The organism is Pseudomonas sp. Irchel 3A5, assembly GCF_900187575.1.
In the GTDB taxonomy this organism is placed as follows: Bacteria; Pseudomonadota; Gammaproteobacteria; order Pseudomonadales; family Pseudomonadaceae; genus Aquipseudomonas; species Aquipseudomonas folii.
Window position 1 is genome coordinate 375,851 of record NZ_FYDU01000002.1, and the last position, 20,461, is coordinate 396,311.

The window sequence follows — 20,461 nt, forward strand, 5'->3', positions numbered from 1 at the left end:
TTGGAATACGCCCCCTTGTGGGAGCGGTGCTTGCCCGCGATAAGAACACCGCGATCTATCCTGAATCGCATCCAGCCTTATCGCGGGCAAGCACCGCTCCCACAGGAAGCAACAGCCCAAGATCGCGACCATCACACAACCGTCGGAGAATCCATGATCATCGCCGACCGCCTACACATTGAAGGCCTGTTCGACACCCACACCTCCACGCTCAGTTATCTGGTCATGGATGTCCAGACCAGACACTGCGCGCTGATCGATAGCGTGCTCGACTTCGATCCCAAATCGGGACGCACGCGCACCGAATCCGCTGATCAGTTGATTACCCGGGTTCGTGAACTGGGCGCTTCGGTGCAGTGGATCCTTGAAACCCACGTGCATGCCGATCATGTTTCGGCAGCGGCGTACCTCAAAGACAAGCTAAACGCGAAAATAGCCATTGGCAGCCACATCACAGCGGTGCAAAGCGTGTTCGGCGAGCTGTTCAATGCGCCGACTGGTTTTGCCCGTGACGGCAGCCAGTTCGACGTGCTGCTGGATGACGGCGCGACCTTCAACGTCGGCACCCTTGAGGCGCGAGCCATGCATACACCAGGGCATACTCCGGCCTGCATGACCTACGTGTTCGAGGTGGGCGGCGAAAGCGTGGCGTTTGTTGGCGATACGCTGTTCATGCCGGATTACGGCACGGCGCGCTGTGACTTCCCCGGCGCAGATGCGCGCACGTTGTATCAGTCGATCCAGAAAATCCTCACCCTGCCCGACTCCACGCGGCTGTTCATGTGTCACGACTACCAGCCTGATGGTCGCGAGTTGCAGTACATGACCACGGTTGCCGAACAGCGCGCCAACAACATCCACATTCGTCAGGGCATCGATGAAAACGAATTCGTGCAGATGCGCGAAGCCCGGGATGCCACGCTGGATATGCCCGTGCTGATCCTGCCGTCCGTACAGATCAATATGCGTGCGGGTCATCTTCCCGAGCCGGAAGACAATGGCGTGCGCTACCTGAAGATTCCGCTGAATACGCTGTGAGCCAGACCTGTTGCGATGCTTCTGTGGGAGATTCTATGTTTGCCCGCCAGCTGATGTGCCGACGTGGGACCGGCTTTAGCCGGGAAAGCTGCCTTTCAGGCGTTACAAATCAAGCGCTGTCCCGGCCTCTTCCCGGCTAAAGCCGGTCCCACGTCATCGGTGATTTCTGTGGGAGCCGGGCTTGCCCGCGATGCAGGAACCGCGATTCGACAGATGGACCGAGTTGCTTTTATCGCGGGCAAGCCTCGCTCCCACGGGATCTATGCGATTCGTAGGACCGGCTTTAGCCGGGAAAGCTGCCTTTCAGACGTTACAAATTAAGCGGCTGTCCCGGACTCTTCCCGGCTAAAGCCGGTCCCACGTCATCGGTGATTTTTGTGGGAGCCGGGCTTGCCCGCGATGCAGGAACCGCGATTCGAAAGATGGACCGAGTTGCTTTTATCGCGGGCAAGCCTCGCTCCCACAGGACCTATGCGATCCGTAGGACCGGCTTTAGCCGGGAGGACGTCGGCACGTTCGCTAAATCTTCTTCGACAGAAGCACCGCTCTCCCGGCTAAAGCCGGTCCTGCGAGGGGATCAGACAAGCCACAGCGCTGTGTCAGACGCTCGGTGTCGCATCATCCCGAGCTGTATTCTGCAGCCCCGCTAACAGCAGGCGCTGATACAACTCTTCTTTCAATCCCTGTGGCCGGTCGAGTTGCATGCGTTCCAGATGCACCGGGAACGCCTCAGGTTCAGGCGCATCCAGTGTCGCCTTGCCCAGCTCGATGATTTCTGTGAGCTTGAACTTGCTCTCCAGCCAGTGCAACGCCCGCAGCAGATCGCGCTCTTCGGTGTTGAAGTCGCAACCCAATGGGTATTCGGGAAACAGCTGCGAATACTGCTCAGCGATGGCTTGAAGGCGCTCGGCGGTGTTGTGGGCGAAGCGCGGATCCAGTTTGAAATCCTTGGGCAGTTTGCCTGCTCTTTGCGCCTGTTCGATCAAACCCGGCTGAAAGCGCGAGTCACTGATATTGAGCATGGCTTCAATGACCGCTGAATCATTCTTGCCACGCAGGTCGGCAATGCCGTATTCGGTGACCACGATATCCCGCAGGTGACGCGGGATGGTGGTGTGACCGTATTCCCAGACGATATTGGAGCTGGTCTCGCCGCCGGACTCACGCCAACTGCGCAGGATCAGAATCGAGCGGGCGTCTTCGAGTGCATGAGCCTGGGCCACAAAGTTGTATTGGCCGCCGACACCACTCACTACCCTGCCGTCTGCCAGTTGATCAGACACCGCGGCACCCATGAGGGTGACGGTGAATGCGCTGTTGATGAAACGCGCATCGCGACGCTGCAGACGCTTGAGCTGCTCATCACCGTACAGTTCGTTGATGTAGCTGATGGCGGTCATGTTGAAATCGCCGAGACGCTCCAGGGAAAATTCGCGCAGGCGCTGATAAAAACTCTGCGGCCCGAGGAAGAACCCGCCATGGACCATGATGCCGTCTGTATAAGCCGACTCGTCGAGGGTGCCATTATTGGCTTCGCGCTGGCGCATCGCATCGGGATACACCTTGCGGCGAATGATTCCGGCGTCGACCAGCACCAGCAAACCGTTGACGAACATCTCGCTGCAGCCGTAAAGCCCCGACACGAAAGGCTCCACGCCGCCCTCGCGGTCAATCAGGGTTTGCCAGTCGCTGAGGTTCAGCTCGGCAAGTAATGCTCGATAGGTGTCGTTATCGGCCTGACGAGCCAGCAACGCAGCGGTCAGCGCGTCGCCCATGGAGCCGATGCCGATCTGCAAGGTGCCGCCGTCGCGTACCAGTGTGCTGGCATGCAGGCCGATGAAATGATCCTGAAAGCCCACCGGCATATTCGGCGTGGAAAACAATGTGCTGCGCTCTTCTTCATCGATCAGGAAGTCGAAGTCCTCGACATCCAGCTCTGAATCGCCCGGCATGTAAGGCAGATCCGCATGAACCTGGCCCAGCATCAAAACGGTTTCTCCGGCTGCGCGTCGCTTGGCGATCATGGGCAGCAAGTCGAGGGTGACGTCGGGGTTGCAGCTCAGGCTCAGCTTGCCGGGCCGTTGTTCATCACGGGCAACCAGTTGCGCGACCAGATTCAGGCCACCGGCGTTGATGTCCCGAGCGGCGTGGCTGTAATTGCTGCTGATGTAATCGTGCTGAGCAGGCGCGCTGTTGAGCAGACTGCCCGGCTGCATGAAAAACTGCTGCACGCGGATATTGGCAGGCAGGCTGTCGCGGTGCAGGTCAGAAAGAAATTCCAGCTCTGGATAATCATCAAATACCCGGTCCAGAAACGGCTGCAGGAATCGTCCTTGCAGACCGTCGCCGGTTGGCGGACGACCCAGGCTCAGCGCCGTATAGATCGTCAGCTGCCGCTCGGGCATTTGCTTGATCCGCTCATACAGCGCGTTGACGAACCGGTTCGGTTTGCCCAGACCCAATGGGATGCCCATGTGGATGTGAGTCGGCAACCGGGCGATGACATGAGCGACCGCTTGATCAATGGAGCTGTACTGCGGCATCGGGTCCTCCAAGGCTTGTTATTAGATGGAGCTTGGACCGGGGGTGTGCGGGTTTTGCTGCATTGGCGCGCTGGAATGTGGCCCTATGTGGGAGCGGTGCTTGCCCGCGATAAGGGCGCTACGGTTTTTATCTGGAATCGAGTGCAGCCTTATCGCGGGCAAGCCTCGCTCCAACACGTCATTTCTTCAGGAATGCCTTATGCAGCTCCGCCAGCGTTGCAAAGTGATACGTCGGCGACTCAGCCTGCAATTCCTCATGGCTACCAAAACCATAGCCTACTGCCGCAACATCCAGGCCGTTGCGCAGGCCGCCGATCAGGTCGTGTTTGCGGTCGCCGATCATCAGCGTCTGTTTCGGGTCGAGTTTTTCTGTCGCCATCAAATGCGCAATCAGTTCGACTTTATCGGTGCGGGTGCCGTCCAGTTCGCTACCGTAGATCATCTTGAAATGCCGGGCGAAGTCGAAGTGCCGGGCGATTTCATGGGCGAATACCCACGGCTTGGACGTTGCGATGTACAGGTTGCGACCCTGATCCACCAGCTCATCCAGCAGTTCAAATATCCCATCGAACACCAGATTCTCGTAAAGCCCGGTGACCTTGAAACGCTGGCGATAAAAGCCTACCGCTTCCCAGGCCTTGGCTTCATCGAAATGGTATTGCTGCATGAACTGCTGCAACAGCGGCGGACCGATGAAGTGCTCCAGTTGCGCCAGGTCCGGCTCATCGATGCCCATCTGCTTCAGGGCGAACTGGATTGACTTGGTTATCCCTTGGCGCGGATCGGTCAGGGTGCCGTCCAGGTCGAACAGGATGTTTTGGTAATGCATGCAAACTCCCATGGGGTTTTCGCGATTGGCTGTCTTGCGGCGTTAACGGTAGGAGCGATTCAGCAAGGCTTATCGAAACCTTCAGCCAGATGCAGGTCCTTGAGCTTCACGTAATTGGCAGCGCTGTACGGAAAGAAGGCGATCTCCTTTTCGGTCAGCGCACGGACCTGTTTCACCGGGCGCCCGACGTAGAGAAAGCCACTTTCCAATACTTTGCCCGGCGGCACCAGACTCCCTGCGCCAATGATCACCTCATTTTCAACCACGGCGCCGTCCATGATCGTGCTGCCCATGCCGATCAGGATGCGATTGCCAATGACGCAGCCGTGCAGCATGACTTTGTGGCCGATGGTGACTTCATCGCCAATCAGCAGCGGAAAGCCGTCCGGGTTGAACGGCCCGGCATGGGTAATGTGCAATACACTGCCGTCCTGCACGCTGGTACGGGCGCCGATACGGATGCGGTGCATGTCACCGCGAATCACCGTCAGCGGCCAGACAGAGCTGTCAGCTCCGATTTCGACATCGCCGAGGACAACGGCCGAATGATCGACAAAAGCCCGGTCGCCAAGCGCTGGCGTGTGGTTCTGGAACGTGCGAATCGCCACGATAGGCTCCTTCTTTGGCGCTGATAGCTGCGGACCGCGCCGATTGTAATTAAGATGCGTGGGTGTTTCTTCCAGCCAAGGTGCAAAACCGTGAGCGCGAACAACCCTCTTCTGCAATCCTACGACCTGCCACCTTTTTCGGCGATTCGTGCCGAGCATGTCAAACCTGCCATTGAACAGATTCTTGCCGACAACCGCGCCGCGATTGCCGAGATCCTCGTCAAACAAGGCTCGCAGCCTACATGGGCCGGGCTTGTATTGGCCATGGACGAACTCAATGACCGCCTCGGCGCCGCCTGGAGCCCGGTCAGCCACCTGAACGCCGTGTGCAACAGCGCCGAACTGCGCGAAGCCTATGAGTCATGCCTGCCGGCGTTGAGTGCCTATTCCACTGAAATGGGCCAGAACCGCGAGCTGTTCCAGGCGTTTGAAGCGCTGGCCAACAGCCCTGAAGCGGCTGGCTTTGATGTGGCGCAGAAAACCATTCTTGAGCAATCGCTGCGTGATTTTCGTCTGTCGGGCATCGACTTGCCGCCAGAACAGCAAAAGCGCTACGCCGAAGTGCAGAGCAAGCTCTCGGAACTGGGTAGCCAGTTTTCCAACCAGTTGCTCGATGCCACCCAGGCCTGGACCAAACTGGTCACCGACGAAGCGTCCCTGGCCGGTTTGACCGAGTCCGCCAAACAACAAATGGCGGCGGCCGCCAAAGCCAAGGATCTGGACGGTTTCCTGATCACCCTGGAATTCCCGAGCTACTACGCGGTAATGACCTACGCCGAAGATCGCGCCCTGCGTGAAGAAGTTTATGCGGCGTACTGCACCCGTGCCTCTGACCAGGGCCCGAATGCAGGCAAGAACGACAATGGCCCGGTGATGGAGCAGATCCTCGATTTGCGTCAGGAACTGGCTCAGCTGTTGGGTTTTGCCAGCTTCTCCGAGTTGAGTCTGGCTACCAAGATGGCCGAATCCAGCGATCAGGTGCTGACGTTCCTGCGGGATCTGGCCAAGCGCAGCAAGCCGTTTGCTGCTCAGGATCTGGAACAGCTCAAAGCTTATGCGGCTGAACAAGGCTGCCCTGACCTGCAAAGCTGGGACAGCGGCTTTTATGGCGAGAAACTCCGTGAGCAGCGCTACAGCGTTTCTCAGGAAGCGTTGCGTGCCTACTTTCCGATCGACAAAGTGCTGGGCGGGCTGTTCGCCATTGTTCAGCGTCTTTACGGCATCGAAATCGCCGAACAGAAAGGCTTCGATACCTGGCATCCAGACGTGCGTCTGTTTGAGATCAAGGAAAACGGTCAGCACGTTGGACGTTTCTTCTTCGACCTGTATGCCCGTGCCAACAAGCGCGGCGGTGCGTGGATGGACGGCGCTCGCGACCGTCGCCGTACTGCTGAAGGTCAATTGCAGAGCCCGGTGGCGAATCTGGTTTGCAACTTCACCCCGGCGTCGCCTGGCCAGCCTGCGTTGCTGACCCACGATGAAGTCACCACCCTGTTCCACGAGTTCGGCCACGGTCTGCATCACTTGCTGACCCGCGTTGAGCACGCCGGTGTGTCCGGCATCAACGGCGTGGCATGGGATGCTGTCGAGCTGCCGAGCCAGTTCATGGAGAACTGGTGCTGGGAGCCGGAAGGTCTGGCACTGATTTCCGGTCATTACCAGACCGGTGAGGCCCTGCCACAGGACCTGCTGGAAAAAATGCTCGCTGCGAAGAACTTCCAGTCCGGGCTGATGATGGTTCGTCAGCTGGAATTCTCGCTGTTCGACTTCGAGCTGCATGCGACTCACGGCGATGGCCGTAGCGTGGCCCAAGTCCTGAATGGCGTTCGCGACGAGGTGTCAGTGATGCGTCCGCCTGCTTACAACCGCTTCCCGAACAGCTTTGCGCATATTTTCGCTGGCGGTTACGCGGCGGGTTACTACAGCTACAAATGGGCTGAAGTGCTGTCTGCCGACGCGTTCTCGAAGTTCGAAGAAGACGGTGTGCTCAATGCCGAGACTGGTCGCGCCTTCCGTGAAGCTATCCTGGCTCGCGGTGGTTCCCAGGCACCGATGGTGCTGTTCGTCGACTTCCGCGGACGTGAGCCGTCGATTGACGCACTCTTGCGTCACAGTGGCCTGAGTGAGGATGCGGCAGCATGACCGAAACACCGGTAATGATTACCAAGAAGCGCTTCATCGCCGGGGCTGTCTGCCCGGCGTGCAGCGAGCCCGACAAGCTCATGATGTGGAGCGAAAACGACGTTCCCCATCGTGAGTGCGTGGGCTGCGGCTATAGCGACACGCTTAACGACCAAGGCAATTCAGTGCCCAAGGAGCTGGGCACACGCGTCAACAAGATTGCGGTCAAGGCTATCGATCCAAAGGTGCAGGGGGTGCAGTTCTTCCCGAATCCGAAGCTGAAAAAGCCGGTTGATCCGAGCTAAGTTGAAGCCGGTTCCTGTAGGAGCGCGCTTGCCCGCGATTGCGTTTGACCAGTCGATGAAGGTGTTGCCTGCAAAAACGAATCGCGGGCAAGCGCGCTCCTACAGGGCACCGTTTGCTGCGCGACAGCGCTGTGTCAGGGACACCGGACGATCTCTTACAGATGTGCGCCTTTTATCGGGCAAGCTAGGGATGTAAGGGGTTTATCTTGTACTGTATGTGCATACAGCTATAGGGGAAGTCCCCATGTCCCTGATTTTCCCGCCTCGCGGCCGGGGCACGGCCAGCAACCCGCACAACCGCTTCGCGCCTAGCCGTTCATTGGCTGAGGACGACGGCTGGTATCAGGAAGTGCCGCTGACTCAAGGCACGCAGGTCACCAGCGAGACGGCCAAAAGCATCATCACCCGCAACAGCTCGCCTGACATTCCCTTCGATCGCTCGATCAACCCCTATCGTGGTTGTGAACACGGCTGCATTTACTGCTATGCACGGCCCAGCCATGCCTATTGGGATATGTCACCGGGATTGGATTTTGAAACGAAACTGATCGCCAAGACCAACGCCGCTGCAGTGCTTGAACAGCAACTGTCGAAGCCGGGCTATCGTTGTGCGCCGATCACTTTAGGAGCCAATACCGATCCGTATCAGCCTATCGAGCGCGAGTACAAAATCACTCGGGCTGTTCTCGAAGTACTGCTGCGTTATCGCCACCCGGTGACGATCATCACCAAAGGATCGTTGATTTTGCGGGATCTGGATCTGCTCGCCGAACTGGCGAAACAGAACCTGATCTCCGTGTTCATCAGCCTGACCACGCTGGACGACGAGCTCAAACGCATACTTGAGCCACGCGCCGCCGCGCCCAAAGCGAGGTTGCGAGCGATTCGTGTGCTGCGCGATGCAGGTGTTCCGGTGGGGGTGTTGTGTGCGCCGATCATCCCGATGATCAACGACATGGAACTGGAAGCGATGCTCTCGGAGGCAAAGGCTGCCGGGGCATTGAGTGCAAGCTACGTGATGTTGCGGCTGCCGCTGGAAGTTGCGCCGCTGTTTGAAGAGTGGCTACACGCGCATTACCCGCAACGGGCCGAGCATGTGATGAGCCTGGTCAGGCAAGTACGTGGCGGTGAGGTTTACGACAGCCGTTTTGGCGTGCGTATGCGTGGCGAAGGCCCGTTCGCCGACCTCTTGGCGCAACGCTATCGGATGGCGATCAAACGGCTGGGGCTGAACAATCGGGAAAGTTTCAATCTGGATTGCGAGGCATTCTGCCCACCGGGTGGGCAGATGTCGTTGTTGTAGCGAGAGTTGGCGCAATAGCGGAATGGAATGCCATCTCCTGTGGGAGCAGAGCTTGCTCGCGATAAGAGCTGGACGCGGTTCACTTTAGACACGCGGTGTTCTTATCGCGAGCAAGCTCTGCTCCCACGGATCTACAGGAATCCGGAAGGCGGCACTTCTGCAGAAGAAAATTCAGCGTCTGTACCGGCCTCTTCCCGGCTGAAGCCGGTCCCAACTCATCACTGCTTCCACAGGATCTGATTCCAGTCCAGATTCAGCTCAGGCCCGCGCCGCCAGCGCCTTCGCCTTACGCATCTTGATCCGGTAAGCCACCCCCAGAACAATCAACCACGCTGGAAGCAGGAACACCGATAGCGAGATGCCCGGCGTGAAGTACATGATTACCAGAATGCCCAGCAGGAATACCAGGCACACATAGTTGGTCAGCGGGTAGCCCCAGCTTTGGTATTCAGTGATTTCACCCGCTTCGCGCTTGGCCTTGCGGAATTTCAGGTGGGTGATGCTGATGATGACCCAGTTCAGCACCAGCGCGGACACCACCAGCGCCATCAGCAGTTCAAAAGCTTTGCCAGGCATCAGGTAGTTGATGAGCACACACAGGCCGGTGGCAGTGGCTGATACGCCCAGCGCCAGTAATGGCACGCCGCGACGGTTCACCTTGAGCAAAGCCTTGGGCGCATTGCCCTGCATGGCCAGACCGAAGAGCATGCGGCTGTTGCTGTAAACGCAGCTGTTATAGACAGACAGCGCTGCGGTCAGGACCACGACGTTGAGAATCGTAGCGACCAGATTGCTGTCCAGGGCGTGGAAGATCAGCACGAACGGGCTGCCGCCAGTCACGACTTTCTGCCAAGGGTACAGAGAGAGCAGGATTGCCAGCGCGCCGACGTAGAAAATCAGGATGCGATAGATCACCTGATTGGTTGCCTTCGGGATGCTGGTTTTAGGGTTTTCTGCCTCGGCAGCTGTGATGCCGACCAGTTCCAGGCCACCGAACGAGAACATGATGAAGGCCATCGCCATCACCAGCCCGCTGATGCCGTTCGGGAAGAAACCGCCGTATTGCCAGAGGTTGGCGACGCTCGCGTCAGGTCCGCCAGTGCCGCTGGCCAGCAGCCAGGCACCGAATACGATCATGCTGATGATCGCGACGATCTTGATCATGGAGAACCAGAACTCCATCTCGCCGAAGATCTTCACGCTGGTCAGGTTGATCAGGTTGATGGCCACGAAGAAGATCGCTGCGGACAGCCAGGTCGGCGTCTCGGGCCACCAGTACTGCACGTATTGGCCCACGGCAGTCAGTTCGGCCATGCCCACCAGCACGTAAAGTACCCAGTAGTTCCAGCCCGACATGAACCCCGCGAAGCGACCCCAGTAACGGTTGGCGAAGTGACTGAAAGTGCCCGCGACAGGCTCTTCCACAACCATCTCGCCCAGTTGGCGCATGATGAAAAACGCGATCATGCCCGCGATGGCGTAACCGAGGATCACCGACGGGCCGGCCATGTTGATGGTGTGTGCAATGCCCAGGAACAGTCCCGTGCCGATGGCACCGCCCAGGGCGATCAGCTGGATATGCCGATTCTTGAGCCCGCGATGCAGGTGAGCGGCAGTTTTTTGTTCGTTCATAAAAGGTCCTGGCCCAGGTGAAGATACCGAATGGATACAAGCCGCCGATTGCAGGCTGCGGGGGCATTTTGCAAAACAGGTGCCACACCTTGGCCTTTGGTTTTCTCATACGTTGCAAAAGGATGACGCAGGCTACCCGCCATTGGCCAAGCGTCAAGCATAAACTGTTAGGCTTTGCGTCCGAAGCCTTTGAATTCCGACGGATTACTCGACCATGAAAGTCAACGAGATCGACGATTTTGATTTGAAGATCCTGACCCTGTTGCAGGCCAACGGGCGCCTGACCAATCAGGAGCTCAGTGACCTGATCGGGTTATCCGCGTCCCAGTGTTCGCGGCGTCGGATCGGTCTGGAGCAAGCGCAGCTGATCCTTGGCTATCACGCGCGGCTTGCCCCGCAGGCCATGAATCTGGAAGTGGTGGCGATGGTCGAGGTCAAGTTGATCAGCCATCGACCGGAGCATTCAGAAGGCTTCCAGGCATTCATTGGCACCGAGGCTGCAATCATCGATGCGTACAAGACGACCGGCGATGCCGATTACAACCTGAAAACCGCCGTGGCCGACCTTGCCAGCCTCAATCAGCTGATGGCCAGAATTTCTGCGACGAATTGTGTTTCGCATCTCAAGACGTCGGTGGTTCTGGAGCGCTTGAAGGAAAACAATATAGCCACCGCATGAGGTGAGCCGCACTGTGTTGATTCATTTTCCCTGCTTTATGTACACGGTTGGTGCGTTTTTGGTTTGCTGATTGCGTGATTCGTGCGTTTTAAAAGCTTTATATGCGCAATCATCATGCTTTGTGTACGATGCGCGCTTGTTGTGTGAGCTTTGGCATTTCCCCCATAGCCTCGCTTTCCCCGTTATGTTGCGTCCAAGTCATGCCCGCGTTTTTTCATCAGGAGTTGTCTGCCATGTTTGCCCACGTTGAGTCCTATGCCGGTGATCCGATCCTGTCGTTGATGGATACTTATCAAAAGGATCCAAACGCCGAAAAGGTCAATCTCAGTATCGGTCTGTATTACGACGAGCAAGGGCAAATCCCGCGTCTGGCCTCTGCTGTAGAAGCCGAGCGTCAACTGCTCGAAGGCAAGCAGCAGCCATGCGTTTACCTGCCGATGGAAGGCCTTGCTCCTTATCGTCAGGGCGTGCAGGCATTGTTGTTCGGCGAGCAGCACCCCGCTCTGCTGGCCGGGCGCATCGCAACGATCCAGACCGTCGGCGGCTCGGGTGCATTGAAGGTTGGCGCAGACTTCCTGAAGTCGGCTTACCCGGACTCCCAGGTCTGGGTCAGCGATCCGACCTGGGAGAACCACCACGCGTTGTTCGGCGGCGCAGGCTTCAAGGTCAACACCTACCCGTATTTCGATGCCGCGACCGGTGGCGTGAATTTCGACGCCATGTTGGCTGCGCTGCAGGATTTGCCTGCGCACAGCATCGTCTTGCTGCACCCGTGCTGCCACAACCCCACAGGCGCGGACCTGACCACTGCCCAGTGGGATCAGCTCATTGAACTGATCGGAGCCCGCAAGCTGATTCCTTTCCTGGACACCGCTTATCAAGGTTTCGGCGCGGGGATGAGTGCAGATGCGTATGCGATCCGGGCCATGACAGATGCCGGTCTGACGGTGCTGGTCAGCAACTCGTTCTCGAAAATCTTCTCGCTGTACGGCGAGCGGGTCGGTGGTTTGTCGATCGTCTGCCCTGATGCGGCCATGGCCGACAAAGTGCTGGGCCAACTCAAGGCAACCGTCCGCCGTAACTATTCCAGCCCGCCGAAACACGGCGCACTGGTCGTGTCCGCCGTACTTAACGACCCGACGCTGCGTGCTCAGTGGCTGGCCGAAGTGGAAGCCATGCGTGTGCGTATCATCGACATGCGCGTGAAACTGGTGGCAGCCCTCAAGGAAAAAATGCCACAACGCGACTTCAGCTATATCCTCACGCAGAGTGGCATGTTCAGTTACACAGGTTTCAGCAGTGCGCAGGTTGACCGGCTGAGAAACGAGCACGCCGTTTATCTGATCAGCAGTGGCCGGGTTTGCATGGCTGGGCTGAACGAGCAGAATCTGCCGAAGGTCGTCGAGGCTTTCAGTAGCGTTTGCGAGGGATAACGACAAATCAGGGTTGCAGTGCTGGTTAAACGCCACTATTGCCGTTGGGCTGTAACCCTTGATCCAGAGCGCTACATTCAGTTTCAGTTAAGTTTTGACGGTTAGCCTGTAAATCTGCATGACCCCGTTGGGCGCGGACAAAAAGGATTTGAACGCGAGGCCTGTAGTTAGGGTTGCAGCAAGAAAATCCACATCAATCCGTCAAGAGGATTAGACATGAGTGACATGGATAAGCAGGTTTCAGCTACGTCGGCAGACGTTAAGCCAAAGGCAGAAACTTCCGACGTAGCGCTGGCTCACATTGTTGAAGGCTTCAAACGTTTTCGCTCCGAGGTCTTCCCCGAACAGGAAGAACTGTTCAAGAAACTCGCAACGGCCCAGCAGCCGCGTGCCATGTTCATTACCTGTGCCGACTCCCGGATCGTGCCGGAGCTCATCACCAACAGCTCGCCTGGCGACCTGTTCGTGACGCGTAACGTCGGTAACGTAGTCCCGCCATACGGTCCCATGAACGGCGGCGTCTCCACCGCCATCGAATACGCCGTCATGGCGTTGGGCGTGCACCACATCATCGTCTGCGGCCACTCCGATTGCGGCGCCATGCGCGCTGTACTCAACCCGCATACGCTGGAAAAAATGCCGACGGTCAAAGCCTGGCTGCGACACGCCGAGGTCGCCCGTACTGTGGTTGAAGACAACTGCAGCTGCACCGGCGAAAAAGAAACGATGCACGTGCTTACCGAAGAGAACGTCATCGCGCAACTTCAACACTTGCGTACTCACCCATCAGTAGCGTCGAAGCTGGCCAGTGGCGAGTTGTTCATCCATGGTTGGGTGTACGACATCGAAACCTGTGGCATCAAAGCCTACGATGCCGAAAAAGGTCGTTTCCTGGCGTTGGATGGCGACCATCCGACACCGGTGGCCACGCCGAAGTCTCGCTACTAAAAACGCGACTTTCACCTCGTTCAGACACCTGACGGTGCGCTCATCGCGCGCCGTGAGGCGTCGTCACGTCTGAAGAATCCCGGAGAGTCATCATGGGCCTCGCTCAATTGAAATCCGTTTTGCCCAGAGAGCTTCTCGCTTCTGTAGTCGTTTTTCTGGTTGCATTGCCCCTGTGTATGGGGATCGCCATCGCTTCCGGTATGCCACCGGCCAAAGGACTGATCACCGGCATCATCGGCGGCCTGGTGGTGGGTTGGTTGGCAGGCTCACCGCTGCAAGTCAGCGGTCCGGCTGCAGGCCTCGCGGTATTGGTCTTCGAGGTGGTCCGCGAACATGGCATGGCCATGCTCGGCCCGATCCTGCTGCTGGCGGGTGTGCTGCAGATCCTTGCGGGGCGCTTCAAACTTGGTTGCTGGTTCCGCGTGACAGCCCCGGCGGTGGTCTACGGCATGCTTGCCGGTATCGGTGTGCTGATCGTGCTCTCTCAGGCGCACGTCATGTTTGATGGCGGGCCTAAACCGTCCGGTCTGGATAACCTAATTGGCTTCCCTTCTACCCTGATTCAGGCCATCGGCCCGGGCAGCGGCATGCAGGCAGGTGCCCTTGGTCTGGGTACGATTCTGGTGATGTGGGTCTGGGACAAATTTCGCCCTCAAACGCTGCGCTTCGTACCGGGCGCGCTGTTGGGTGTCGGCCTGGCGACCTTTGCCAGTATCGCTCTGGCGATGCAGGTCAAGCGTGTGGAAGTGCCGGATAACCTGGCTGAAGCCATCGACTGGCTGCGTCCGGCTGACCTGATGAACCTCGCTGATCCAGCGATTCTGATTGCTGCCTTCGCTGTCGCCTTTATCGCCAGCGCCGAAACCTTGCTCTCGGCAGCCGCGGTAGACCGCATGCATGACGGCCAGCGCTCGGACTTCGATAAAGAGCTGAGTGCTCAGGGCGTCGGCAACGTGCTCTGCGGTCTGGTGGGCGCATTGCCAATGACGGGCGTTATCGTGCGCAGTTCCGCCAACGTTCAGGCGGGTGCCAAGACACGTATGTCGGCGATGTTCCACGGCTTGTGGCTGCTGGCCTTCGTATTGTTGCTGTCCAGCGTGCTGCAAAGCATTCCGGTGGCGAGTCTGGCGGGTGTGTTGGTGTACACCGGTTGCAAGCTGGTGGACCTCAAGGCGTTTCGTGGTCTGGGCCGTTATGGCCGGATGCCGATGTTCACCTACGCGGCTACCGCTGCGGCGATCATCTTCACGGATCTGCTGACGGGTGTACTGGTCGGTTTCGGTCTGACTCTGGTCAAACTGGCGCTGCAAGCTGCACGGTTGAAGATCAACCTGGTACCGATGGAAACGGAAGGCGAGTTTGAGCTGCGCATGGTGGGTTCCGCTACCTTCCTGAAAGTCCCTGCGCTGACCAAGGTGTTGGAGACTATTCCGGCGGGCAGCAAGGTCTACGTGCCGATGAGTAACCTGAGCTACATCGACCACTCCTGCCTTGAGCTGCTGGAAGAATGGGGTCGCGCCAATGCTGCGCAAGGCTCGCGCCTGATCATCGAATCGCGTGGGTTGAAGCGCAGGCTGGAAGGTCGGTTGACGACGACTACCGGGATCGGGTCAGCGGCTTCGCAGGCTTGAGGTCGTAAACATCAACTGAACTCGACCCTGTAGGAGCGCACGAGCAACGCGAGGCCGCGATGGCGGTTTGTCAGACAGAACGCTATCGCTGCCTCGCGTTGCTCGTGAGCTCCTACAGGATTTATGGGGTCTTTCTTACCCTCGATCCAGGGCCAGCCCAAGCCCCAGCTGGCGCGACAGGCACGGCCAGCGTTTCCACGCGGCTTCGGTGTCCGGGCTGCTCAGGCGGTCGCGGTAGGCTTCCACGGATTCCAGCTCGAAACTTTCTTCATCCAGCAATTGATCGACCGCGTGATGCACCGCTTCGTCCAACTGGTTGGCGAACGACTCACCAATCAACTGGTGGGCGATAACGCTGGCGACCACGGTATTGGACGGGATCAGCGGGCGGGCGAAATGCTTGATGTACAGATCATTTACTTCCTCAACCAGCCGATGCGCCAGATAGGCTTCGTCCAGCAGACTGTCGAGTCCTTCGTGGCCATCCATGATAGCGGGTGGTGCCGTGAAGAAGTGCTCGGCGATTTTCAGCACCGGTTTGATCTGCCCTTCGATACCCGCTTCGACGGCAACCTCATGAGCGGCGTCCAGCAAGTCTGGCACCAGATCGATATAGGCAGTAACGAAGCGCGTCAGTACACCTCGCGCATCGACTTCCGGCAGATGAATGGCCGGGTGCAGGTGAGGCAACTGAGTTTCAAGTTGTCGCAATAGCTGGCCTGTCTCGGCCTCGTGCTGATGGGCACGCTGTATCTGCTCGCGCAAAGCGGCGGTGTTCATGAACGCTCCTGAAGGCGTAAAACCAGGGTATGGAAAGGGGAGACCATACGTTAGCCTGCTTGAACGAAAGGCTAAGACGTATTTGTCATAACAACTTCACATATATGTGTATTGGCTATTAAAAACGCCATTTGCGCCATTATTGCCTCTTAAATTTTCGAGGCAGCGCATGAGTCGCGACATTTTCCGGATTTTTCCAGCGCGTTGCACGCCTCCAGTGCCTGTCTATACTCGGTTTTTTGGAAGGCGCTGGTAGTGATCTGGCTCCTTTGAGGATTGTAGAGTTTCTACCGCGCCGCCCACTCGGTACGCCACGACATGGCGCGCATTACACCTTCATCAGGTCAACTGTATGGGTATGAATACCCCCCGGTTTTTAAAGTCTCCAATCATCCGCCTGCTGCTGGTGGTTATCGTCATGTTTGCCTTTGGTTTTGCCGTGGTTCCGCTGTTCAATGTGATGTCCCAGGCATTTGGTATTCATGGCCGAGTTGGCGACGATCATCAGGGTTCTCAACGGATCGATGAAAGCCGTCAGGTGCGGGTCAAGTTCCTGTCGTCCAATGCCGTGGACATGGCGTGGGGCTTTTACCCTAAAGCTGGTCAACTGGAAGTACATCCTGGCGCCGTTAACGACATGTGGTTCGTCGCCCAGAATCCGACCGACCAGCCCATGACCGCTCAGGCAGTGCCAAGCATCTCGCCAGGTTCCGCAGCAGGGTATTTTCACAAGACCGAATGCTTTTGTTTCACGCAGCAAGTGCTGCAGCCGGGCGAACGCGTCGAAATGCTGGTGCGCTTCATTGTCGACTACGACTTGCCCAGGGACATCGAGCAACTGACGCTGGGTTACACCTTGTTCAACGTCACCTCCAGCAAAACACCTGCTTCGAAAAGCGGCGGCTAGCTGCTGCGGGAAGCATGAATACGTCTCGTCGCCCTGGCGATCTCTTCCTGATTCGGGCGTGCGTGCTGTACCGTGGCACGCACTTGCAACCTGCACTCCGCTACCACAAGAACACTCACTGCTGATCTCATGACTCGAACCCAGAAAATCGTCTTCATCCTGGTCGCCCTCGTCGCTTTGATGCTGGGCTTTGCCGTCAATCGTGCGTTGTCGGGCAAAAGCTCTGGCGACCAGACGGCGTTGATTGATGCAGGGATCATTCTGCTGCCACAGAGCCGCAAGCTGCCGGACCTGACCATGACCAATCAGGATGGTCAGCCAGTGCAGCTCAACGGTTTCAAGGACAAGTGGACACTGCTGTTTTTCGGCTACACCTATTGCCCGGACATTTGCCCGACCACCCTCGCCCAGCTGCGTCAGATCAAAAGCGAACTGCCCAAAGAGACGTTGAGCAAATTGCGAGTGGTACTGATCAGCGTCGATCCCAATCGTGATACACCGCAGCAGCTCAAGCAGTATCTGGGCTATTTCGATAAGGACTTCGTGGGGGTGACGGGCAGCGTGCCAGACATCCAGAAGCTGGCCAACGGAGTGAGCATTCCATTCATCCCGGCTGATACCAGTAAACCGGGCTATACCGTGGACCACAGCGGCAACCTTGCGTTGCTCGGGCCAGACGGCAATCAGCGCGGGTTCATTCGCGCGCCGTTCAACAACCAGAAGCTGCTGGCGCAGTTGCCGGGGTTGCTGGAGCGAGAGTGAATAGCTGAGTTTCTGACACCGCGCAATCTTATGTGGGAGCGGTGCTTGCCCGCGATACATGAGACGCAGATAAAAGATACACCGCGTTATCGTTTATCGTCGCAATGCCGCCCAGACCAAGCACACTCCCACAGGAATGCATTCCAAGCTAAGTTACAGGAAAGCGGGTTCAGTTTAAAAAGCCGGAACCACTGCGCCTTTGTACTTCTCGGCGATGAACGCTTTCACTTCCGGGCTTTGCAGCGCAGCAACCAGCTTCTTGATGGCGTCCGCATCCTTGTTGGCTTGAGTCGTCACGAGAATGTTGGCGTAAGGCGATTCGGCACCTTCGATGATCAGCGCGTCTTTAGTTGGATCAAGTTTGGCCGACAGCGCGTAGTTGGTGTTGATCAGCGCCAGATCTACCTGAGTCACTACGCGAGGCAGGGTTGCAGCTTCCAGCTCGCGGAACTGCAGGTTTTTCGGGTTTTGCAGCACATCGCTTGGTTTGGCGAGAATGCTGGTTGGGTCTTTCAGCGTGATCAAACCGGCTTTGGCCAGCAGCAGGAAGGCGCGGCCTTCGTTGGTGGCATCGTTAGGCAGCGCAACGTTGGCGCCATCCGGCAGATCTGCAAGGCTCTTGATCTTGTCCGAGTAAGCGCCGAACGGTTCTATGTGAACCTTGGCGACGCTGACCAGATCGGTGCCTTTGCCCTTGTTGAATTCATCCAGGTACGGCTGGTGCTGGAAGAAGTTGGCGTCCAGACGGTTCTGTGCGACTTGCACGTTAGGCTGTACGTAGTCATTGAAGACTTTGATCTGCAGGTCCACGCCTTCTTTGGCCAGCGTCGGCTTCACGAATTCGAGAATCTCGGCATGCGGTACGGCACTGGCCGCCACGGTCAGGGTTTCATCAGCGTGCGCGGACAACGCAGCAACGGCGGCAAATACGGCCAACAGCTTCTTCATACATCAACTCCTTTGAGAGCCCGCCATCCCGGCGGGCTATTGCCGATTGGAATCGGCCAAAAACTAGCGGTGGGAAAAGTGCGCGACCAGTTTGTCGCCAATGGTTTGCAGGATTTGCACCAGTACCAGCAGCAATACGACCGTCACAAACATCACATCGTTCTGGAAACGCTGGTAACCGTAACGAATCGCCAGATCACCCAGCCCGCCCGCGCCGACAGCGCCCGCCATGGCGGTGAACGACACCAGCGCAATGGCCGTAACGGTGATTGCTGCGAGGATGCCGGGGCGTGCTTCAGGCAGCAGCGCCTTGACGATGATCTGCCGCGTGGTGGCGCCCATGGCTTGGGTCGCTTCGATGATGCCGCGATCCACTTCACGCAGCGCGGTTTCCACCAGTCGAGCGAAGAACGGAGTCGCGCCCGCGATCAGCGGTGGCAAGGTGCCGAGGATGCCCAGTGTGGTGCCGGTAATGATCTCGGTCACGGGCATCATCACGATCAGCAGGATGATGAACGGCAGAGCCCGCAGCAAGTTGACGATCACCGCCAGCACTGAGTACAGGCCTTTGTTTTCGAGCAACTGGCGTGGCGAAGTGAGGAACAGGATCACACCCAGCGGCAAACCGAGCAGCACGGTAAAGCCCAAAGACACGACGAGCATGTTCAGGGTGTCGAGGGTGGCGACCCAGATCTCGGCCCAATCGACGTTGGGGAATAAAGTCAGTAGAGCGTCCATCAGCGCAGCACCTCCATATGAACATCCGCGGCGGTGAAGCGAGCGAAGGCGGCGTCTATGTCGCCGCCGGTGATGGCAAGGGTCAGTTGCCCGTAAGGCGTGTCCTTGATGCGATCAATGCGCCCGGCCAGGATGCTGTAATCCACGCCGGTTTCTCTCGCGACAGTGCCGAGTAACGGCGCGTAGGTCGCCTCGCCCTGGAAGGTCAGACGCACAATGCGGCCTTCGACGTGGGCGAAGTCATCGCGCTGTTCGTTTTCATCGATCTGCTCGTGTTCCTGAACAAAGCGCTTGGTAGTCGGATGCTGCGGGTGCAGAAACACATCGGCGACCTTGCCCTGCTCGACGATAACCCCAGCGTCCATCACCGCAACGTGATCGCACACGCGACGGATCACATCCATTTCGTGGGTGATCAGGACAATGGTCAGCTTCAGCTCGCGGTTGATCTCGGCCAGCAATTGCAGGACAGACGCAGTCGTTTGCGGGTCCAGGGCGCTGGTCGCTTCATCGCACAGCAGGATTTTCGGTTTGGTCGCCAGAGCGCGGGCGATGCCGACGCGCTGCTTCTGCCCACCGGAGAGCTGCGAAGGGTACTTCTTCGCGTGGTCGGACAGGCCAACCCGGGCCAACAGCTCAGCGACCCGCTGATCGATCTCGGCGCGGGACATATCACCGGCCAGGGTCAGCGGCATGGCGACGTTATCGGCCACGGTTTTGGAGGACAGCAGATTGAAGTGCTGGAAGATCATCCCGACCTGCTGGCGGAAACGCCGCAAGCCGTTGGCATCAAGAGCGGTGATGTCTTCGGCGTCAACGATGATCTGTCCGCCGCTCGGGGTTTCCAGGCGGTTGATAAGGCGCAGCAGGGTGCTTTTGCCAGCCCCCGAATGGCCGATCAGGCCGAACACCTGACCGTCTTCAACGCGCAGGCTGGTAGGGTGCAGGGCCGGAATTTCCTTGCCTGCCACCCGATAGGTTTTATGGACGTTATGAAACTCGATCACTTAGCGAACCTTGTGGGGGCGCGGTAAAAATTCAGCGCAGCGGGAGGAAATGCACTGGCTGATTGGCGTCGGCTGGATAGGCCGGGCGCGCATTTTAGCCTGTCCGCCGGAATCGATTTAGCATTTATTTCATAACAGACCTATGTAAATGGAATAAGGCGATGGGTGGTTTTGAAATGCAGGTTTTTGTAGGAACAGCCGAAGGCTGCGAAGCGTTTTACCCATCACATCGCCTTCGCAGCCTTCGGC

At 57.9% G+C, this 20,461-nt stretch carries 18 protein-coding genes; 10 read left to right on the forward strand and 8 right to left on the reverse strand.

The annotated features are described in order from the left end of the window. The first annotated feature begins 153 nt into the window (after window positions 1-153). Window positions 154-1,038 carry an MBL fold metallo-hydrolase gene (locus tag CKW31_RS04305; protein WP_095093175.1) on the forward strand — a complete coding sequence of 295 codons (885 nt, stop codon included), beginning with the start codon at window positions 154-156 and terminating at the stop codon, window positions 1,036-1,038. Between the two features lie 599 nt (window positions 1,039-1,637). Here the strand turns inward: CKW31_RS04305 and CKW31_RS04310 are convergent. The 3 genes from CKW31_RS04310 to CKW31_RS04320 form a co-directional block, all read right to left on the reverse strand. Continuing rightward, window positions 1,638-3,581 (reverse strand): acetyl-CoA hydrolase/transferase C-terminal domain-containing protein, encoded by a 1,944-nt coding sequence (locus CKW31_RS04310; RefSeq protein ID WP_095093176.1) that lies wholly within the window; start codon window positions 3,579-3,581, stop codon window positions 1,638-1,640. A 178-nt stretch (window positions 3,582-3,759) separates the two neighbouring features. Continuing rightward, window positions 3,760-4,410, reverse strand: a complete 651-nt coding sequence (locus CKW31_RS04315; RefSeq protein ID WP_095093177.1) for an HAD family hydrolase — start codon at window positions 4,408-4,410, stop codon at window positions 3,760-3,762. Window positions 4,411-4,469: 59 nt separating this feature from the next. Next, a complete protein-coding gene (locus tag CKW31_RS04320) occupies window positions 4,470-5,018 on the reverse strand; it encodes a gamma carbonic anhydrase family protein (protein WP_095093178.1) in 549 nt (182 codons plus the stop codon). A 54-nt stretch (window positions 5,019-5,072) separates the two neighbouring features. Between CKW31_RS04320 and prlC the strand changes: the two genes are divergently transcribed. From prlC to CKW31_RS04335, 3 genes are all read left to right on the forward strand, one after another. After that, on the forward strand, window positions 5,073-7,160 hold the full coding sequence (gene prlC, locus CKW31_RS04325; RefSeq protein WP_176469774.1) for an oligopeptidase A: 2,088 nt from the start codon (window positions 5,073-5,075) through the stop codon (window positions 7,158-7,160). Then, a complete protein-coding gene (locus CKW31_RS04330; protein WP_095093180.1) occupies window positions 7,157-7,444 on the forward strand; it encodes a YheV family putative zinc ribbon protein in 288 nt (95 codons plus the stop codon). The genes prlC and CKW31_RS04330 overlap by 4 nt, the downstream gene beginning before the upstream one ends. Before the next feature lie 244 nt (window positions 7,445-7,688). Beyond that, window positions 7,689-8,747, forward strand: coding sequence for a PA0069 family radical SAM protein (locus CKW31_RS04335; protein ID WP_095093181.1), 1,059 nt, complete (start codon window positions 7,689-7,691; stop codon window positions 8,745-8,747). A gap of 258 nt (window positions 8,748-9,005) precedes the next feature. Here the strand turns inward: CKW31_RS04335 and CKW31_RS04340 are convergent, their stop codons facing one another. Continuing rightward, window positions 9,006-10,379, reverse strand: a complete 1,374-nt coding sequence (locus CKW31_RS04340) for an amino acid permease (protein WP_095093182.1) — start codon at window positions 10,377-10,379, stop codon at window positions 9,006-9,008. 214 nt (window positions 10,380-10,593) lie between these two features. Here CKW31_RS04340 and CKW31_RS04345 point away from each other — a divergent pair, with 214 nt between their 5' ends. From CKW31_RS04345 to CKW31_RS04360, 4 genes are all read left to right on the forward strand, one after another. Then, the gene (locus CKW31_RS04345; RefSeq protein ID WP_095093183.1) at window positions 10,594-11,058 is read left to right on the forward strand and encodes an Lrp/AsnC family transcriptional regulator; all 465 of its coding nucleotides are present in this window, start codon (window positions 10,594-10,596) and stop codon (window positions 11,056-11,058) included. A 233-nt stretch (window positions 11,059-11,291) separates the two neighbouring features. Then, on the forward strand, window positions 11,292-12,491 hold the full coding sequence (locus CKW31_RS04350; protein ID WP_095093184.1) for an amino acid aminotransferase: 1,200 nt from the start codon (window positions 11,292-11,294) through the stop codon (window positions 12,489-12,491). Window positions 12,492-12,716: 225 nt separating this feature from the next. Next, window positions 12,717-13,439: a carbonic anhydrase gene (locus tag CKW31_RS04355; RefSeq protein WP_371856684.1), complete on the forward strand. Its 723-nt coding sequence runs from the start codon at window positions 12,717-12,719 to the stop codon at window positions 13,437-13,439. A 92-nt stretch (window positions 13,440-13,531) separates the two neighbouring features. Continuing rightward, window positions 13,532-15,070 (forward strand): SulP family inorganic anion transporter, encoded by a 1,539-nt coding sequence (locus CKW31_RS04360; protein ID WP_095093186.1) that lies wholly within the window; start codon window positions 13,532-13,534, stop codon window positions 15,068-15,070. Between the two features lie 135 nt (window positions 15,071-15,205). On the opposite strand, the gene CKW31_RS04365 is transcribed toward CKW31_RS04360, so the two are convergent. Continuing rightward, window positions 15,206-15,850, reverse strand: coding sequence for a hypothetical protein (locus CKW31_RS04365; protein ID WP_027897974.1), 645 nt, complete (start codon window positions 15,848-15,850; stop codon window positions 15,206-15,208). A 358-nt stretch (window positions 15,851-16,208) separates the two neighbouring features. Here CKW31_RS04365 and CKW31_RS04370 point away from each other — a divergent pair, with 358 nt between their 5' ends. Both CKW31_RS04370 and CKW31_RS04375 read left to right on the forward strand, forming a co-directional pair. Beyond that, complete coding sequence (locus tag CKW31_RS04370) at window positions 16,209-16,757, forward strand: cytochrome c oxidase assembly protein (RefSeq protein WP_371856685.1); 549 nt, start codon at window positions 16,209-16,211, stop codon at window positions 16,755-16,757. 129 nt (window positions 16,758-16,886) lie between these two features. After that, window positions 16,887-17,519, forward strand: coding sequence for an SCO family protein (locus tag CKW31_RS04375; RefSeq protein WP_095093188.1), 633 nt, complete (start codon window positions 16,887-16,889; stop codon window positions 17,517-17,519). Window positions 17,520-17,693: 174 nt separating this feature from the next. On the opposite strand, the gene CKW31_RS04380 is transcribed toward CKW31_RS04375, so the two are convergent. From CKW31_RS04380 to CKW31_RS04390, 3 genes are all read right to left on the reverse strand, one after another. Continuing rightward, window positions 17,694-18,467: a MetQ/NlpA family ABC transporter substrate-binding protein gene (locus tag CKW31_RS04380; RefSeq protein ID WP_095093189.1), complete on the reverse strand. Its 774-nt coding sequence runs from the start codon at window positions 18,465-18,467 to the stop codon at window positions 17,694-17,696. 63 nt (window positions 18,468-18,530) lie between these two features. Continuing rightward, entirely contained in the window at window positions 18,531-19,205 is a 675-nt protein-coding gene (locus tag CKW31_RS04385; RefSeq protein WP_095093190.1) for a methionine ABC transporter permease, read from the reverse strand. Continuing rightward, complete coding sequence (locus tag CKW31_RS04390) at window positions 19,205-20,212, reverse strand: methionine ABC transporter ATP-binding protein (protein ID WP_095093191.1); 1,008 nt, start codon at window positions 20,210-20,212, stop codon at window positions 19,205-19,207. The genes CKW31_RS04385 and CKW31_RS04390 overlap by 1 nt, the downstream gene beginning before the upstream one ends. Window positions 20,213-20,461: the final 249 nt, after the last annotated feature.

Coding starts and splice junctions, on each gene's coding strand:
- CKW31_RS04355 (WP_371856684.1), top strand. CDS start 12,717: ATGGATAAGCAGGTTTCAGCTACGTCGGCAGACGTTAAGCCAAAGGCA.
- CKW31_RS04365 (WP_027897974.1), bottom strand. CDS start 15,850: ATGAACACCGCCGCTTTGCGCGAGCAGATACAGCGTGCCCATCAGCAC.
- CKW31_RS04350 (WP_095093184.1), top strand. CDS start 11,292: ATGTTTGCCCACGTTGAGTCCTATGCCGGTGATCCGATCCTGTCGTTG.
- CKW31_RS04360 (WP_095093186.1), top strand. CDS start 13,532: ATGGGCCTCGCTCAATTGAAATCCGTTTTGCCCAGAGAGCTTCTCGCT.
- CKW31_RS04385 (WP_095093190.1), bottom strand. CDS start 19,205: ATGGACGCTCTACTGACTTTATTCCCCAACGTCGATTGGGCCGAGATC.
- CKW31_RS04380 (WP_095093189.1), bottom strand. CDS start 18,467: ATGAAGAAGCTGTTGGCCGTATTTGCCGCCGTTGCTGCGTTGTCCGCG.
- CKW31_RS04335 (WP_095093181.1), top strand. CDS start 7,689: ATGTCCCTGATTTTCCCGCCTCGCGGCCGGGGCACGGCCAGCAACCCG.
- CKW31_RS04330 (WP_095093180.1), top strand. CDS start 7,157: ATGACCGAAACACCGGTAATGATTACCAAGAAGCGCTTCATCGCCGGG.
- CKW31_RS04305 (WP_095093175.1), top strand. CDS start 154: ATGATCATCGCCGACCGCCTACACATTGAAGGCCTGTTCGACACCCAC.
- CKW31_RS04340 (WP_095093182.1), bottom strand. CDS start 10,379: ATGAACGAACAAAAAACTGCCGCTCACCTGCATCGCGGGCTCAAGAAT.
- CKW31_RS04315 (WP_095093177.1), bottom strand. CDS start 4,410: ATGCATTACCAAAACATCCTGTTCGACCTGGACGGCACCCTGACCGAT.
- CKW31_RS04375 (WP_095093188.1), top strand. CDS start 16,887: ATGACTCGAACCCAGAAAATCGTCTTCATCCTGGTCGCCCTCGTCGCT.
- CKW31_RS04310 (WP_095093176.1), bottom strand. CDS start 3,581: ATGCCGCAGTACAGCTCCATTGATCAAGCGGTCGCTCATGTCATCGCC.
- CKW31_RS04370 (WP_371856685.1), top strand. CDS start 16,209: ATGAATACCCCCCGGTTTTTAAAGTCTCCAATCATCCGCCTGCTGCTG.
- CKW31_RS04345 (WP_095093183.1), top strand. CDS start 10,594: ATGAAAGTCAACGAGATCGACGATTTTGATTTGAAGATCCTGACCCTG.
- prlC (WP_176469774.1), top strand. CDS start 5,073: ATGCGTGGGTGTTTCTTCCAGCCAAGGTGCAAAACCGTGAGCGCGAAC.